Origin of the sequence: Priestia sp. LL-8, from assembly GCF_036227845.1 — a bacterium.
Taxonomy (GTDB): Bacteria; Bacillota; Bacilli; order Bacillales; family Bacillaceae_H; genus Priestia; species Priestia zanthoxyli.
Genome location: NZ_JAZAQH010000001.1, coordinates 3,395,887 through 3,411,627 on the forward strand (window position 1 = coordinate 3,395,887; position 15,741 = coordinate 3,411,627).

The following is a 15,741-nucleotide window of genomic DNA, read 5'->3' on the forward strand; positions in this document are numbered from 1 at the left end:
AAATCTTTTCATTTATTCACGTTCATGATAAAATATGTCCATACAAATTTTATACATAAAAAAAGTTGAATGTATACAACTACGAAAGAAGTGAAAACATGAAGCCAAAATATCAGGTGATTATTGAGGATATAAAAAGCAAAATTCTTTCAGGCGATTACAGCATCGGCGAGCAAATCCCGACTGAATCGGCCATGCAAGAAACATATAACGTCAGCAGACATACGGTTCGAAAAGCGATTTTAGAGCTGTCGAATGAAGGATATTTAAGAAGCGAAAAAGGCTCTGGCACCTATGTGAGCAATCAGTATCAATCCAAAGCTAGCGGGGCTTCTGCCAACAAAACAATCGGCGTTATTACCACGTATATTTCTGACTATATTTTCCCTTCTATTATTCGCGGAATTGAAAGCAGGTTAAATAAAGATAATTATTCGCTGCTGCTGGCGAGCACGAATAATGATGTAGAACAAGAAAAAAAAGCATTGGAAATGATGCTTTCTTACGGAGTAGACGGTCTAATTGTTGAGCCTACAAAAAGTAATTTGTACAATCCAAACATCTCGTATTATTTATCATTCAAAGAACAAGACGTTCCATTTACGATGATTAACGCCTACTACGAAGAATTAGAGGTTCCGTTTTTTTGTTTAGATGACGTTCAGTCAAGCTACCTTGCCACAAATGAATTAATTTCAAAAGGCCATACACAAATTGGGCTCATTGCAAAAATGGATGACCTGCAAGGAAAGTACCGAATGAAAGGCTACATAAAAGCGCTTGGTGAAGCAAAGCTCCGCTTTCAGCCTGAGCATATTTTGTCTTTTAACACGGAGACAAAGCTTGATTTGTATGCTAATTTAAAAGAATTTCTTACTGAAAATCAAGACGAAATGACGGCTCTTGTCTGCTATAACGATGAAGTGGGATTAGAAGTTGTAAATGTATGCAGACAGCTTGGTATCTCCATTCCGGACAAGTTGTCAATTATTGGTCAAGACAATTCGTACATCGCTAAAAATGCGACGATTAATTTAACAACGTTAACCCATCCGCAGGAACAAATGGGACACGACGCGGCGGATTGGATTATTAAAAAGCTGCAGGGCAAAAAAGAGTTGCCAAACGAAACCTACTATCAGCCGGTGTTAGTTGAAGGCGAAACGATTAAAGAACTAACTGCAAAGCGTGATGAAGTTCGTTAAGAGAAGGCTTCTTTAGAGGTCTATAAAACTTCTTATGAGATAAGGGGATGCACATTATTATGCATCCCCTTCTTTATGTAACGATTCCTGTTATAACGGAGCCTGAACGTTGATATACACTCCTTTTTCTATCCTTTGTTTTGCTTCTTCTATTACTCTTTTAGCGGTAAGTGATAACTGAGATACAGGAGCCGCTCCCTCTGAACCAATGACGAGAGGATCAACCCAGCGCATTTTTGTCGTTTGGTGAACATCATGACAAGACGCAGTACCTGTTTCTGCTTTGCTGTTAAAAAGAGTAGCTAACATTACTTCAATGCTGCTATCTCCAGCATTTTTCAGCAACCCAACCACATCTTCATCCTGCTTTAGAAAATCTTCTATAGATAAAATATCTTTTTGCAAAGCAAGCTTGATAATCTCCGTCAGCTGATAATTTCCAAACATATTAAGCGGATTCATAAAAAAGCCAATCACTTCTTTGTAGTAAGCATCCAAAAACCACTCTGCCGCTGATAAATTACTGCATGCCATTTGTCCATTAAATACGACAAGCTGATCCAAAAACGCATCCACTTCTTGTAAAGTGATCTCCCCGCATACGTACAAATCCCGCAGCGTATAATCCACGCGGTCAGCGCATAAGTGCGGAGCGCTCTGTTCGAGAAGCGTCCACTGGCTTTCATCAAGTAAGATATCTCGCCAGTTTAAACCGGCGTTCTTTAAAATATGAGGAATAGATGACTGGGCTACTATTTTTTCGTAAATCATTTCATGATAATTTTCTTCTTTTTGTTCAAGAACGTAGTCAATCACATGAGAAAATGCCGTATGGGAAACGTCATGTAATAAAGCCGCTATTTGCTCTTCCAAAGAGCCTCCTAATCTATTGACAAGCATCATCGCACCAACGGAATGATCGTATCGTGTAGTATTCCATTTTCCATTTACAAACCGGCTCGCTCCGCCTTGGTAAATTCCTTTTAAACGCTGTACGGGATCACTTTGAATGAGTTCTAAAAGAACGCCGTCTATTTCAAATTTTCCGTACAGCTCATCATAAAGTATAGCCATATCCTTCTCTCCTTTTACTAGCTTACTATGTTTAATCCTAAACGCACGACACAATGCTGTAAAGCACCTCTCGTCGTGTTGTGATAGTGAACTATTTTTTGTAACAAAATGTTCAATTCTTTCACATGAACACTTATAAAAATCACTCATTGTGATGATTTTATTTTATGACTTCAGTGATAAAGTTTTATAGAGAAATTTATTTACTAACAAGATAGAAAATAAAAAGGAGATATTTATGAAGAAGCTTAGCATGCTGCTGATCATTTTAGTCATTGCCATGGTCGGCTGTTCAAAAGGAAATGAGCAAAAATCACAGGAAGTTAAAGGGAAAATTGAAGTGCCCCAAACCATTAATGCCAATAAAACAGTTTCGATTGAAACGCTCGTTACACAAGGAGACAAAAAGATTAAAAATGCAGATGACGTACAGATTCAAGTTGAAAAAGAAGGCTATATTAACCAGAAAATGATCCCTGCCAAACATCAGGGTAATGGCACATACAGCACTGACTACACGTTTAAAACAGACGGTAAATATACGATTACTGCTCACGTTACGATAAAAGGCGACATGAAAATGTTTACGAAAAAAGTAACGGTTGGCGAGAAAAAGTAAACTACCTATTAAAAAACGACCTCTGACAAGCAGAGGTCGTTTTTATTATTTCTTTGATTCTTTGATACGATCAAGATACTGCTTCGCATGAAGCAAGCCAAGATTTTTTTCTTTTCGTATGTATTTAATAGCCTGAACGTCGCTTCGGCCATTCATAAGCATCAGATTGACTTTGTTTTCAAACGCTTCGTCCCTCTCTATTTCTAGCTGCTTCCACTCTTCCTTTGAATCACGTTTAGGTGTTGTTAGCAGCAGGATCACTAATATCATAAGAGCGCTGCTTGTCGTCACATAAAGCCAAAACCAGTCCAGAAACCAGCTGTTAATGACATTCAGTATGATGACGATGGTGAAACCGAAATATAATTTTGTTTGATACCTACTCGTTTTTTTTGAATCTATTTTATTAAAAAATACCCTCACGGTCAGCCTCCTTTCAGCATTTTATCGGTGAGTTTTTCTACTAATCTCTCTTGGCTCAACCTGCAGTTTCTTTTTACCTAATGATGACACTTTTCGTAGTACCCTCGCTTGTCTGATAGCCACCTGAACTGTTGCTGCCAATCACTTGTATGCTGCCGTAATCATGATAATCTTTGTTCGAAGAATGAGAGATTTGTAGTTGTTTTAACTCCGTTCCCTCTAAAACAAAGTAAGGGCCGTCATAACTCGTATTCTCGTACTCACCGGAAGAATGAAGGTGCGTGTACGCATAGCGACTAGTTGTAAAGAAGTGTTGGTTGTTAAGGATTTCTACCTTCGAAAAAAACTCATCTGCGGTCATTAATCGGTCATATTGAGCAGGCTTTCCATCAACTTTGTCACTTGTAACCGTCAACCAGTCCTCTCCTTGATCTTCACATGAAAAACATGAGCTGTAATGTAACATTGTATAGGAGTTATGATCAGAAGGATTTATCACTGTAAACCGCATAGAAGATATGTTTTGATCCCTATCTAGCGTTAAACGAAAATCTTCTATTTTTGCTTTATGCTGTGAGAGCTGCTGTTCTTTTCGAAAGGATTCCCAGCTTTTGCTTACTTCTCCAGACTTCAGCTCATCTCTTGTAAATAACAGCGTTTGTTTTGTACCTTTATAAACGACATTCACGATACTGAGAATAAGGAGAGCAAGGATTGCCAGCCAGCAGATGGTTTCTGCCACCTTGTTTTTTGCCATAGTTGTTCTCCCCCAGAAGTTAAATGTGTGCATATCATAAAAGAAACACACATCATACAAATTACCATTTATCCTAAAAAATATCAATTAATCTCACTAAGACTAAAGAATCAGCGACTTATAAAAAAAGTGCAGGACTCTCTCAAGAGCCCTGCACTTTTATTTCATATTTAAATAAGGTTAAACGCTTTTACCACTTGAGCAACCGCAAACGTAACGCCAATCGCAATCACTGTTGGAATCGCAAAAGCAAGAAACGTCCACTTTACATTTTTAGTTTCTTTATAAATATTCACAAGCGTTGTTCCGCACGGAAAATGCAGAAGTGAAAACAACATCATGTTAAGAGCCGTTAGCCACGTCCAGTGGTGATCAAGGAAAATTTGCTTGAGTCGAGTCGCATCTTCAATTTCAATTAATGAGCCCGTTGATAAATACGCCATCAGTAAAACTGGTACAACAATTTCATTAGCCGGCAATCCAATAATAAAAGCAGCTAATATATAACCGTCTAGTCCTAGCGACTTGGCAAACGGATCAAGAAACTGAACAAAGTGCATTAAAATACTCGTATCGCCAATATAGATATTAGCCAATACCCACGTTAACACCGCTGCGGGCGCTGCAACAATAATCGCACGTTTTAACACAAACAGCGATTTATCCAACGTCGCCCGTACAATTGTATCTACAAATTTTGGCTTGCGGTAAGGCGGAAGCTCTAGCGTATAGTGTGTTGGTACTCCGCGCAGCGCTGTTTTAGACAGTGCCCACGATACAAACAGCGTCACCACAATTCCAAATAACACGGTTCCCACTACCACAAGCGCCGTTACGAATGTTTTAGCGCTTCCTGTAAAGCCTGTTGCCATAAATAAAGAAGCTAACAAAATCAGCGTAGGCCATCTGCCGTTACAAGGAACAAAGTTATTTGTTAAAATCGCCATCATACGTTCACGGGGCGATTCAATAATACGCGTTGACATAATCGCTGCGGCGTTGCATCCAAATCCCATCGCCATCGTCAGCGACTGCTTGCCGTGTGCGCCTGCTCGTTTGAACAAACGGTCCATATTAAACGCTACGCGAGGCAAGTAGCCGTAGTTTTCTAAAAGCGCAAACACCGGGAAAAAGATAGCCATCGGGGGCAGCATGACGCTGATGACCCACCCTGTGCCTCGAAACAGCCCTAATACAAGAATTCCGTGCAGCCATTCTGGCGCATGCATTGCTTGAAAGAAAGCTGTTAAATATCCTTCCGCCCAGCCGAACCCTTCTGCAATTAATCCAGAAGGAACGTTTGCACCTGCTATGGTGATATAAAAGATGACTGATAAGATACCAAGCATAATCGGAAAGCCCCAGATTGGTGAAGTGAAGACTTTATCCAATTTCTCAGTGCGCTGAAGCTTTGAGCGGTCTTGGTACACAACTGATTTTTTACATATTTGCTGTGAAGACTGATAAATACTTGCGACCATATTTGAACGATGATCTTTTTCTTTTGCCTGCTGCGCATAGCGCGTTAGCTGTTCCATCGCTAATGAGTTTTCAGGAGTTAACGGATTTCCCATATGCGCTGTTCCTCCTTTCTGTGTGGCTGATATCTTTTTGCTGACGCTGCTGAATCGTTTCTAAAAATGACGTGTCTCCATCAAGAACCCGTAAAGCAATCCAGCGGAGAGGAAATTGATTTCCAACAATAGAAGCGACTTGAGGCTCTAGCTCTTTTAGCGAAGCTTCAATTTCCTTTGTGTACTGCACCTGGTAAGGGTTAAGCTTTACTTCCCCGCGCACGACTCCTTCAATCGCATCCAGCAAATTCGTAATTCCTTTTTTATTGCGAGCTGATATTGGTACAACTGGTACCCCTAACGATTCAGCCAGCTTTTTTTCGTTAATCACAATTCCTTTTTTCTTTGCTTCATCCATTAAGTTCACGCAAATCACGACGTTTTCCGTCATTTCCATCACTTGCAGCGCTAAATTAAGATTTCGTTCCATCGCCGTTGCATCCACCACCACAACCGTCACGTCAGGTCTTTCAAACAAAATATAATCGCGCGCTACTTCTTCATCCGCCGAGTTTGAATAAAGTGAATACGTTCCAGGTAAATCCACTATCGTATAAAGCTGATTATGATGTTCGAACGTCCCTTCTGCTTTGGCTACGGTTTTTCCCGTCCAGTTTCCGGTATGCTGCTTAAGACCGGTTAACCCGTTAAATAACGTACTTTTTCCTGTGTTCGGATTTCCTGCTAGTGCAATACGATATTTACTCACCGTCGTCACCTACTTTTTTTACATAAATTTTTGAGCTTTCTTCTTTTCTCAGACCAATCGTTGTATGACTGACTTGATAAGCAACAGGATCTCCTAACGGGCTTTTTTGAAGCACTTTAATGATGGCCCCTGGAATAAATCCTAAATCTAACAAGCGGCGCTTTAAGGCACCTTCGATCTCAATTCGCTCTAACTGTACTGTTTCACCTGTCGTAAATGTAGACAATGGATAATTATTTACACTAGCCATCTATTTTTCATCCCTTCTTTTTTTTTACCTATGGTTATATTTTTTTCATTAGACCAACTTTTAGAGTAAAAAAATATGCTCGTTGATTTTTAATAGGGTATTCTGCTGGTGCAGAAAAATGAACATGTCAGCATCATTTATTTGAAATTTTCAGTTTGTACGTGTCATGATACCGAAAGTTTACCACAGGAAACTTTTTTAGTCTAGGATAAATAATTGACTTTTTACTTATTTCTACTGAAGTCATAAAGTGTTAAACACGGGTCTATTTTATCTAATAAAAGTAAGTCAAAAAATAATTCAGTAAAAAGAAATTAATAAAAGTAAAAAAATGTAAAGTTGTGCTATACTAGTGAATGAGCTTTTTTGGAAAATAAAGTATTGATTAGCTTTAAAACCTACAAAATCACTTTAGGGGGCTTTTATGAAAAGGTTCAAAAGGGTTAGCGCAGTTGTTTTAGGTTTTGCTTTATTATTTTCCCCGCTTGCTCCGCAAACAGTTGCAGAAGCAAAAGTCGTGTGGGGGAATCAGGAACTGGTTAAAGGGCAAATAGGACGCGTTACAGTTTTAAAGAACACGAATCTTTACAACATTAAAAACAACAAGTTAGTAGCGGCTAGAAAAGTGACAAAAGGGCAAGTATTCCGCGTGTATTCTGAATCTAGTAAATTTGGTGGTCTTTACGGCGTATCAAAGGGTACCTATGCTCAAAAGTCATCAAGTATTAAGTATGAAAAAGCGCCTAGTGACAAAGTTCAGGCCTTAGGAGTAACGGTCACGAAGAAATCTTTAGCAAGCAACATTAGCTATCCGCAGGTATCGGGTCTTATCAATAAACCATTTGAGGCTAGCTATAATCGAAAGTTCTTAAATATTGCGAAAGAAGCACAAAAAGAACACCACGAGCTAAAAGAACAAGAGAAGGAAGACCGCAAAAACGGCTGGGCGCCAGGTCCTTATTCTCGTAATATGACATACTCTGTACCTTACAACCAAGATAATATTTTAAGTGTTGCTATTACGAATGATGCGTACGCTGGCGGCGTTCACGGCAACGCTTGGATTGATACTTATAACTACGATTTGTTAAAAGCTCGACAAATTAACTTAAAGGATATTATTAACACCAACACTAAGTTAAATAAAGTTAATAACTATATTCGCAATGAAATGATCGCTCGTAATAAAAAAGGTGCTCAATTCTGGATTAATGAATTTAAGTCTGTAAACTTAAAAGAAGATCAGTTTTACTACACAAGTAGCGGCATTGCCATTATATTTGGTGAGTATGAGTACGGCCCGTATTCTAACGGCATTCATACGTTTAAAATTCCTTCCAGCATTTATAAATAAGATCGTCATACAAAAAAACATAAAAAAAGAAGCCTGCGAACCATCAGTTCACATGCTTCTTTTTCTTTTTTTCTGCAGAATAAGCGGAGCAAAAAAGAAAGGTGAGCCCTATTCCGCTTCTTATAGCCTAGGAAAAACCGCTTTTAGAAGTATTTTTATAGCGTTTGAAAAAGTGAAATGGTCAAAACTAACGTCAGCAAGGAGCCTGCGGATGTTAACATCATTATCTTTCGGTTACTCTGATTCTTTTCAGGTTTTAAAAACTCTTGAATGGCTACAAACCAGATAACAAAAGTGATTAAAGAAAGTATCCCCATAGACATACGAGCATCTCCATTCATATATGTATTTAAATTTTTAACACATCTAATCAACAAACTTTCCGTAATAAGTTACTAAAATAAATGCTACTCTTCATCCAATATTAACATAAAATCCCATAAACCTTTCATGCATTGTGTAAAACCACAATATTTTAGAAAACAGGCTATTTATAAAACTCTCATTTGAACTGGAAATGGACATAAAGCTGTCTTTGGCTATTTTCTAATTTACAAATGATATACTTATTTATAGAAAAACCTCTCAGATCTCACCCAGTACTTACCCTACCGTCAGAGGAAGAAAGTTCACAATGTGAGGAGGAAACGAAATGATTAAAAAATTAGACCATTTTGTACTAACGGTAAAGGACGTTGAAAAAACGATTCACTTTTATACGGTTATTTTAGGCATGCAAAAAGAAACATTCGGAGAAGGAAGAATAGCGCTTCGTTTTGGTGAACAAAAAATAAACTTACATGAAGCAGGCCATGAATTCGAGCCAAAAGCAAAGCATCCTCTTCCCGGCTCCGCTGATTTATGTTTTATTACGGAGGGAAAAATTGAAAGCGTCATTAGTCACTTACAAAAACATAATGTAGAAATTGAAGAAGGACCGGTCAAACGTACAGGTGCTGTAGGGCCTATTGTTTCTGTCTATGTGAGAGATCCTGATCACAATCTGATTGAGCTATCGAATTACTTAGATTAAAACGACCTTATAAAAAAAAGAGAATGCACAAGGCATTCTCTTTTTAAATGGCTATATAAGGTACTACTCTTTAGACTTGCCTACCTCTATTTTTTTCGTAAACATTTTCATGTCACCGTCTACCGTCACGTGAGCGGTAATCGTATATTCGCCGTCTTCTTTAAACGTATAGCCCGTGCTGTATACACCTTTTCCTTCGTGCGGTGCTTTTGTCATTTCTTGATTGATATAGCCTTCTTTTTCAACTTGAAACTGTACGTCATCCGCGTTTTCCACTTTTTTATCTCCTTGCGTCACAAGGACTTTAAGCTTGACTTGTTCATTTGCTTGAATGGATTCCGGTACTTCAATCGTTCCTTTTACTTCTTTTGAACGTGAATCATTTGCTTTTGAACAGCCTACTATAGCTATCATTAACACAAATAACACGATGCTGAGTTTTTTCATTATGTTGTTCTCCTTTGTTATGTAAATGTGAAGTCTTCCTGCAATTTCATATTATACTCATTTATCTGGTAAAAAGAGAAAAAATGATTATTGTCCACATAAAGTTCTTATTTCTACAGTAGCTTTTGCATCTTTTCATTTCTCTACTCGCCCTTCGCTTCACAAAAAAACTGAAGAAGCTTATTGCCTTCTCCAGCTTTGCCTTTATCTTTGCGGTTCTTCTAGCGTATAAGCAGTCAGTGCGTTTTCTACCCATCGTACAAAATCTTTGCTTGCTCCCCAGTCAATATTTAATATCCCTTCTGCGCTTCCTGAAGGAATACACTTAACTTTGTTTGGACCCGACACATTTTCTAAAATAATGGTTAAAGATCCTCTGCCGCCGGTGCGGAAAAAATAGCGTTCAAACACAAGCGTACACATCTGCTTGCCGTCTCCGAGATCATAATATTCTTTGTATAATAAGTCACTTTCCGAATTATTTGCGTTCACAAGCTTTTTTGCTCCATCAAAAGGAAGCAGCGTCGTTTTAAACTCAATTACCTTTTCCATCACTCAAGCCCCTTTCTATTGCAACAGATATGTACTACTTCTCTTTTTCCCTCTAAAAAACCTGCCGCTTCTCTTTATATACAATATGGTACAATAGAAAAGAAAAGAAATTGTTTGAACGGAAAAAGGAGCATGCAACCTCTATGAATACACGAGATCAACTTATCCAAAATGTGGTTTCCACGATGCGAAACCAAACGAAAAAAATGCAGCTATCGGTTATCCCCACTTTAAAATCATATATTCCTTTAAATGAATTTTTAGCGCTTCGCCTGCTGTATAAAGAAGGCAATCATATCGTTTCTGAGATTGCCGAGCATATGCACATCTCAAACAGCAGCATGACGTGCATCAGCGACCGTCTGATGGAAAGAGAATTTGTCACGCGCGTACGCAGTCAAAAAGACCGACGCGTTGTCTACTTATCGATTACGGATAAAGGAAAAGCGTTTGCAGAGGAAATGGAAAAAGTACTCACCCAAGAATATGGTGAAAAGCTTAGCCATTTTACGGATGAAGAATTACAGACGTTTCTTCGCTTGTTAAATAAAATGGATATCTAATACAAAACCAGATGCAAGCTAAGCAGGCATCTGGTTTTTATTTTGGTTAGTTGTTGTTTACCTTCAAATTAAAGGCGTCCGAGGTTAAGTCTTTTGACCAGTCTTTTTCATGATCACTTACATATGGAATAAATCTAAGCATAATGACGTCTTTATCATTTCGGTACTCTCCGTCCATCTCTAGCACTCTGTCTGTTCCTCCTCCACTGCCGCTTTCAGAAAGATTTCTTCCGTTTTGGTCTTTTATGTCTACACCGACATCCATTCCGCCTCGGATACTTCCTTTTGATGCTGTAAACGTATAGTGCATTTTAATCGAAACAGGCGATACGCGAACTTCTTTAATGGACAATACACCTTCTATTCCTTTTTCGTTAATCGGAATTTCTTTGTTTAACGGATACACTTTAGTATCAGCAATAATTTTTGAGCCGTTTACGCTGGTGTGTACGGTCCAATTCCCTTTAATTTCTCCGTACGAATCCCGGTAGTTCCCGCTTTTCGTCTGACCAGGATTCTTTTCAAATTCGAGGCTTGTGAACTGCGCGCTGATTTGATAGTTTTTGTTTGGATCAATATGATCTAGCACGTTGTAGCCTTCCACATCGATTTTCCCGTCTCCGTTCGTGTCCGCTTGCGTTAATTTTAAAGCATACAAGTAGTCCCAGCTTCCGTCTTTGTTTTTGATTGGTTCCTCTCTAATACTTGAAGCGGAATCAAAAAACGACATGTTTCCAATTTTTACACGCAGCTCTCCCGGTCGAATTGGCGCGTTTTGGTTAAGTCCTAGTGCGGTTCTTCTAATTTCATCTGCGCTGATCGTCAGCCCGAGCAGCACCTGTCCGTCATCAAGCATCAGTTCATTTACTTTTACTTGAATGCCTTGGTCCGTTGCCGTTTCATTTACCGTTTTTTTATAGCTGCTCAAGCTGCCTTCAGGCTTGTTCATAAGCAGCTCGATTTGCTGACCAAGCTGCTGACTGATTCGCACAGCCGATGCCCATACCGTTTCGTTTTGTATCATCACAGGCGTCACAGCAAGCAGCAGCACCGCAGCGGCAATCAGCGGACGCGCTTTTTTCCGCGCCGGCTTTATTTCACGTTTTAAACGTTTTTTCATTCGTTTTTTCTCGCTTGCCGTTAGCTCGATTTCTTCATATTCACCAACATCTATAGAAGATCCATTTAATAAGTCGTAATGATTTTTCATCTTTGTCCCTCCTTATTTCTTATTTAAAAATAGCTTTTAACTTTTTTCGTCCGCGCGACAGCCGGTTGTATAAATTGCTGATGGTGGTCTGCTGCTTTTTAGCAATTTGCTTCAGCTCGATTTCTTGTAAGTAATACGCTTTAAACAGCTCGCGGTCTCCTTCATTTAAGTGACCTAAAAGTTCTTCCACGTCGTCCCCTTGAACATTATGAACTCCTGATGTTTCACCAAACTCCGCTTCGCCAAGCGCTTCGTGCTGCGTTTTTATGTATTTGCGCTGATAGTCGATGGCTTTGTACTTAGCAACAGCCGCAACCCAGTTTTTAAACGTATTTTTTTCCGAATCAAAGCGGTGAATATGATGCCACACGGCTAACAATACGTCGTTTACACACTCTTCTTCATAACCTTTCAGCGTGCCTAGATGCTTACGTACAATGGCCGTAATTAACCCTCCGTACTGATCGATTAACAGCTCTAATCCTTTTTCTTTTTTCCGTGTTATACACGCAACAATCCAGTCATCTTCCATGACATTGCTCCTTTCCGATTGCTTTTACATCTATTAATACGGATTCTTTTTACAAAACCTATCAATCTTCCTACATTAAATTAAAAATAAGCTTGTTCAGTATTTCTCCCGCTGGTAAAATAAGCTAAAACCTTTGAAGGAGGCCGCTATGATTACCTATCCTTTTCTGACATCCAACCCAACTATCGGCGTAACCGCACCTTCTTCTGGTGTACCTCAAGCTCTTCATTCCATGTTTTCTTTATCGTGTGAACGAATGAAAGAAAAAGGCTTTTCTGTTATACCGGGAGAAACCGTTTGGACACAGCACAAAGCAAAATCTTCTTCTCCTAAAAAACGGGCAAGTGAACTTCAAGCCATGATAGAAGATGAAAACATTGATATCATTATCCCGCCTTGGGGAGGCGAGCTGCTGATTGAAATTCTTGAACATCTCGACTTTACGAAATGGAAAGCAAAATGGGTGCTTGGTTACTCTGACACCAGCGTTCTTTTGCTGGCTATTATACTTAATACCGGGATTGCAACGGCTCATGGAACCAACTTTGTGGACTTGCGAGGAGAATACTGGGATCCAACGACTGCGATGTGGCAGCAGGTGCTGACGACCAAAAAAGGAGAAAGCGTAGCTCAAGTTTCTTCTGATTGCTATCAAACAGAATGGCAGCACGATAACCCGTCACCATGCGTGTTTCATTTAACCGAGCAAACGGCTTGGAAGCACACAGCGTCAAGCGACGTTCATATACAAGGACGCCTGCTCGGAGGATGTATTGACGTAATCAGGCACTTGGTAGGAACTCCTTTTGGAGATGTAAAAGCTTTTCGAGAAAAATATATTCCTGCTGAACCGGTGATTTGGTATTTTGACAACTGTGAACTGACGACTGTAGACCTTCGCCGTTCGCTTCTTCAGCTTAAGCTAGCGGGCTGGTTTGATAACTGCTCGGGTATTTTATTTGGCAGAAGCATCGCTAATCAACCCGTTGATTCCTACACCGCTGAAGATGTGTATCATGACCTTGCCTCTGACTTATATATTCCTGTTATCTATGACATCGACTGCGGCCACCTCCCTCCTCAGCTCACACTTATTAACGGCGCGTATGCGAGTGTTAACGTAGAAAGAGATAAGGGCACAGTTGTTCAATACTTTACATAAAAAAACAAGAGAACTTTTTTCGTTCTCTTGTTTTTTTACATATCTGTCATCAGTAATATAAACGTCCCAAATAAGAAAAAAGTTGCACCAAACCACGAGTGGTAGTGCTCTTTTTGCTTTCTTTCAAACTTCCATTCTTCAAATCCTCGAATTACGTACAGGAGAAAAAAGAAAAGAAACATAAAAACGGAGGTGTAGACTGGAGGTATAACGAAAATCAGCACTAAAAACGCAGCAAGCATCACCATTTCAAGTGTGATAAACAGCGGACGCCTTCCTTTAAAGCTTCTCCAATAGCTTTTTTTCATCTTTGTATGCAGCTTTTTTCGCATAAAAAGATCCAAAAAGATATAGACAACCGCCAGGATCAGCAAATACACAAGCGTCATTTCCGTCCCTCCTTCTAATTTAAAATATCCTTATACTTCCATTTTAAAGGACTTTCCATAAATTTCAAGCATCTAAAAAAACTTTATCCAACTTATTAGTGCAAGCATTCATATATTTAAAAATCGCTAATATATTGACTAATGTACAGGTTAAATTCTCTGTATAAACTCATCTAGAGGGGGACATCACGTTATGAAAATAAAAGAAGTGAAGCAAGGTGCACTCGCAGCGCTGAAAAACCGCTGGGGATTTGCCGTACTGCTTACGTTCGTTACGTATCTAATTGCTGCCGGTATTCCAGGACTTATTGACTTTCTTGTTAACGGATTTCCAAGCGGGTCTGAAACCGAATACTCTCAGTCTACCTTAGCTAATATTGTATCCCTGCTGCTCGTACCGCTCTTTTTTTCTTACTACTGGGTACTGCTGCGTTTAGTAAGAGGAGAAAACGTCTGCGTTAAAAGTGTGTTTGATTCGTTTTCATCTGCAGGCTTATATTTTAGAACACTCGGACTTTACTTACTAACGATTATCTATACCGTGCTATGGAGTATTTTATTAATTATTCCTGGCATCATCAAAAGTCTTGCCTATTCACAGGCTTACTACGTATTCCGCGATAACCCAGATTATTCGGTCAACCAGTCTATTACTGAAAGCAGACGGTTAATGAACGGCTACAAGTGGACTTACTTTTTACTCCTGTTAAGCTTTATCGGCTGGGGAATTTTAAGTATGATTACGCTTGGCATCGGGTTATTATGGCTCGTTCCGTATGTAACGACTTCGCTTGGCGTATTTTATGAAAAGCTAAAAGCAAATGAAGCAGAAGTCGCTGAATAAACGAAAAACCGTATTCGGGTTGCGAATACGGTTTTTTTATAGCTAGCTTTAAGCCGCCTGGTCTCCTCCATCAGAGGGCTTAAACTTTTGATTCTTCGCTTTTTTATTCACTAAATAAATACTGACAATAATCAGCACCAAGCCTACAAAAAGGGAAGACGTAAACGGTTCATTTAAAAAGAGCGTGCCGATGATAATTGAAATAATGGGCACAAGAAAATTAAACGACGCCACTTTGCTGGCATCTCCTTGACTGATTAAATAAAAATAAATGAGCCATGCAACGGCAACAGAAAACAGCGCTAAAAATAAAAGAAGCAGCACAGATGATGAATTCCACACCATATGAGACCATCCTTCCACTCCGCTTCCGGCTGCTGTCATAACCACTCCGCCGACAAGACTTTGAATGGTAATAAGCCAAATGCCGTCTACGCTATTGCTAATACGTTTGATATAGACAGTTCCAATCGCCCAGCTCAGTGCCGTAAGGACAGCTAAAAGAATTCCAACGGCTGAAGCATTAGCAGATAATTCTCCCATGCTGATGGTAGCTACACCTACAAAACCAAGAAGCAAGCCCCCTATCTTCACAACGTTCATGCTTTCTCCAATCCACAGCCATGCAATGATGCCGATGAGCACCGGCTGCAAGTAGACAATCACACTGAAGACGCCTGCTGGCATAAACATAAGTCCAATTGTTTGAAGGCCGTAGAATAAGATTGAATTAAATAGACCTGACATCATATATTTACGCCAGTTCTGCTTCCAGTGAAGCTGTTTATATCTTGGAAGTGCGACTGCTAATAAGATGATTCCCGCACTTAATGACCGCAGGCCAGATAACAAAATAGGCGATGAATAGCCAAGCGCCAGCTTCGATATCGGCCATGTTAATCCCCAAATCAGTACAAGAGCAGCTAAAAGAATCCCATTAATAAAAGATGATGACTGTTTCATACAACAACCACTCCTACATATATGAATGTAAATGATTCACGCGTTCATTCCTCCTTGTATACTACGCTTCTTTTTCACTCG

At 39.5% G+C, this 15,741-nt stretch carries 20 protein-coding genes; 7 read left to right on the plus strand and 13 right to left on the minus strand.

The features are described from left to right. Window positions 1-98: 98 nt before the first annotated feature. Window positions 99-1,205 (plus strand): GntR family transcriptional regulator, encoded by a 1,107-nt coding sequence (locus U9R83_RS17620; RefSeq protein ID WP_243549668.1) that lies wholly within the window; start codon window positions 99-101, stop codon window positions 1,203-1,205. A gap of 90 nt (window positions 1,206-1,295) precedes the next feature. Here the strand turns inward: U9R83_RS17620 and U9R83_RS17625 are convergent, their stop codons facing one another. After that, on the minus strand, window positions 1,296-2,279 hold the full coding sequence (locus tag U9R83_RS17625) for an HD domain-containing protein (RefSeq protein ID WP_243549670.1): 984 nt from the start codon (window positions 2,277-2,279) through the stop codon (window positions 1,296-1,298). A 238-nt stretch (window positions 2,280-2,517) separates the two neighbouring features. Here U9R83_RS17625 and U9R83_RS17630 point away from each other — a divergent pair, with 238 nt between their 5' ends. Further along, the gene (locus tag U9R83_RS17630; RefSeq protein ID WP_243549673.1) at window positions 2,518-2,898 is read left to right on the plus strand and encodes a FixH family protein; all 381 of its coding nucleotides are present in this window, start codon (window positions 2,518-2,520) and stop codon (window positions 2,896-2,898) included. 45 nt (window positions 2,899-2,943) lie between these two features. Here U9R83_RS17630 and U9R83_RS17635 read toward each other — a convergent pair whose 3' ends face one another. The 5 genes from U9R83_RS17635 to U9R83_RS17655 all read right to left on the minus strand — a co-directional run bounded on the left by U9R83_RS17635 (window position 2,944) and on the right by U9R83_RS17655 (window position 6,611). Beyond that, window positions 2,944-3,321, minus strand: coding sequence for a hypothetical protein (locus U9R83_RS17635; RefSeq protein ID WP_042991996.1), 378 nt, complete (start codon window positions 3,319-3,321; stop codon window positions 2,944-2,946). Between the two features lie 73 nt (window positions 3,322-3,394). Beyond that, entirely contained in the window at window positions 3,395-4,078 is a 684-nt protein-coding gene (locus tag U9R83_RS17640) for a hypothetical protein (RefSeq protein ID WP_226555087.1), read from the minus strand. 170 nt (window positions 4,079-4,248) lie between these two features. Further along, window positions 4,249-5,616: a nucleoside recognition domain-containing protein gene (locus U9R83_RS17645; protein ID WP_371906106.1), complete on the minus strand. Its 1,368-nt coding sequence runs from the start codon at window positions 5,614-5,616 to the stop codon at window positions 4,249-4,251. A 13-nt stretch (window positions 5,617-5,629) separates the two neighbouring features. Beyond that, on the minus strand, window positions 5,630-6,361 hold the full coding sequence (locus U9R83_RS17650) for a FeoB small GTPase domain-containing protein (RefSeq protein WP_116739995.1): 732 nt from the start codon (window positions 6,359-6,361) through the stop codon (window positions 5,630-5,632). Next, window positions 6,354-6,611 (minus strand): FeoA family protein, encoded by a 258-nt coding sequence (locus U9R83_RS17655; RefSeq protein WP_013058246.1) that lies wholly within the window; start codon window positions 6,609-6,611, stop codon window positions 6,354-6,356. The genes U9R83_RS17650 and U9R83_RS17655 overlap by 8 nt, the downstream gene beginning before the upstream one ends. Before the next feature lie 424 nt (window positions 6,612-7,035). On the opposite strand from U9R83_RS17655, the gene U9R83_RS17660 reads away from it, so the two are divergent. After that, a complete protein-coding gene (locus tag U9R83_RS17660) occupies window positions 7,036-7,965 on the plus strand; it encodes a DUF3298 and DUF4163 domain-containing protein (RefSeq protein ID WP_168761092.1) in 930 nt (309 codons plus the stop codon). Window positions 7,966-8,120: 155 nt separating this feature from the next. On the opposite strand, the gene U9R83_RS17665 is transcribed toward U9R83_RS17660, so the two are convergent. Further along, window positions 8,121-8,288 carry a hypothetical protein gene (locus U9R83_RS17665; protein WP_013058248.1) on the minus strand — a complete coding sequence of 56 codons (168 nt, stop codon included), beginning with the start codon at window positions 8,286-8,288 and terminating at the stop codon, window positions 8,121-8,123. Window positions 8,289-8,617: 329 nt separating this feature from the next. Between U9R83_RS17665 and U9R83_RS17670 the strand changes: the two genes are divergently transcribed. After that, window positions 8,618-8,998 (plus strand): VOC family protein, encoded by a 381-nt coding sequence (locus U9R83_RS17670; protein WP_168761093.1) that lies wholly within the window; start codon window positions 8,618-8,620, stop codon window positions 8,996-8,998. Window positions 8,999-9,061: 63 nt separating this feature from the next. Here U9R83_RS17670 and U9R83_RS17675 read toward each other — a convergent pair whose 3' ends face one another. Together U9R83_RS17675 and U9R83_RS17680 are read right to left on the minus strand one after the other, a co-directional pair. After that, the gene (locus U9R83_RS17675) at window positions 9,062-9,445 is read right to left on the minus strand and encodes a FixH family protein (RefSeq protein WP_168761094.1); all 384 of its coding nucleotides are present in this window, start codon (window positions 9,443-9,445) and stop codon (window positions 9,062-9,064) included. A 204-nt stretch (window positions 9,446-9,649) separates the two neighbouring features. Next, the gene (locus U9R83_RS17680; RefSeq protein ID WP_243549674.1) at window positions 9,650-9,997 is read right to left on the minus strand and encodes a DUF6054 family protein; all 348 of its coding nucleotides are present in this window, start codon (window positions 9,995-9,997) and stop codon (window positions 9,650-9,652) included. 143 nt (window positions 9,998-10,140) lie between these two features. Here U9R83_RS17680 and U9R83_RS17685 point away from each other — a divergent pair, with 143 nt between their 5' ends. Beyond that, window positions 10,141-10,560 (plus strand): MarR family winged helix-turn-helix transcriptional regulator, encoded by a 420-nt coding sequence (locus tag U9R83_RS17685; RefSeq protein ID WP_243549676.1) that lies wholly within the window; start codon window positions 10,141-10,143, stop codon window positions 10,558-10,560. A 46-nt stretch (window positions 10,561-10,606) separates the two neighbouring features. Here U9R83_RS17685 and U9R83_RS17690 read toward each other — a convergent pair whose 3' ends face one another. Both U9R83_RS17690 and U9R83_RS17695 read right to left on the minus strand, forming a co-directional pair. Further along, on the minus strand, window positions 10,607-11,770 hold the full coding sequence (locus U9R83_RS17690; RefSeq protein WP_243549679.1) for a DUF4179 domain-containing protein: 1,164 nt from the start codon (window positions 11,768-11,770) through the stop codon (window positions 10,607-10,609). A 19-nt stretch (window positions 11,771-11,789) separates the two neighbouring features. Further along, the gene (locus U9R83_RS17695) at window positions 11,790-12,302 is read right to left on the minus strand and encodes a sigma-70 family RNA polymerase sigma factor (RefSeq protein ID WP_182421713.1); all 513 of its coding nucleotides are present in this window, start codon (window positions 12,300-12,302) and stop codon (window positions 11,790-11,792) included. A gap of 148 nt (window positions 12,303-12,450) precedes the next feature. Here U9R83_RS17695 and U9R83_RS17700 point away from each other — a divergent pair, with 148 nt between their 5' ends. Then, a complete protein-coding gene (locus U9R83_RS17700; RefSeq protein ID WP_328575337.1) occupies window positions 12,451-13,464 on the plus strand; it encodes a S66 family peptidase in 1,014 nt (337 codons plus the stop codon). 35 nt (window positions 13,465-13,499) lie between these two features. Here U9R83_RS17700 and U9R83_RS17705 read toward each other — a convergent pair whose 3' ends face one another. After that, window positions 13,500-13,853, minus strand: coding sequence for a DUF4181 domain-containing protein (locus U9R83_RS17705; RefSeq protein WP_014458949.1), 354 nt, complete (start codon window positions 13,851-13,853; stop codon window positions 13,500-13,502). A gap of 193 nt (window positions 13,854-14,046) precedes the next feature. Here U9R83_RS17705 and U9R83_RS17710 point away from each other — a divergent pair, with 193 nt between their 5' ends. Then, window positions 14,047-14,697, plus strand: coding sequence for a DUF975 family protein (locus tag U9R83_RS17710; RefSeq protein ID WP_243549683.1), 651 nt, complete (start codon window positions 14,047-14,049; stop codon window positions 14,695-14,697). 48 nt (window positions 14,698-14,745) lie between these two features. Here the strand turns inward: U9R83_RS17710 and U9R83_RS17715 are convergent, their stop codons facing one another. Next, on the minus strand, window positions 14,746-15,660 hold the full coding sequence (locus U9R83_RS17715) for a DMT family transporter (protein WP_243549685.1): 915 nt from the start codon (window positions 15,658-15,660) through the stop codon (window positions 14,746-14,748). Window positions 15,661-15,741: the final 81 nt, after the last annotated feature.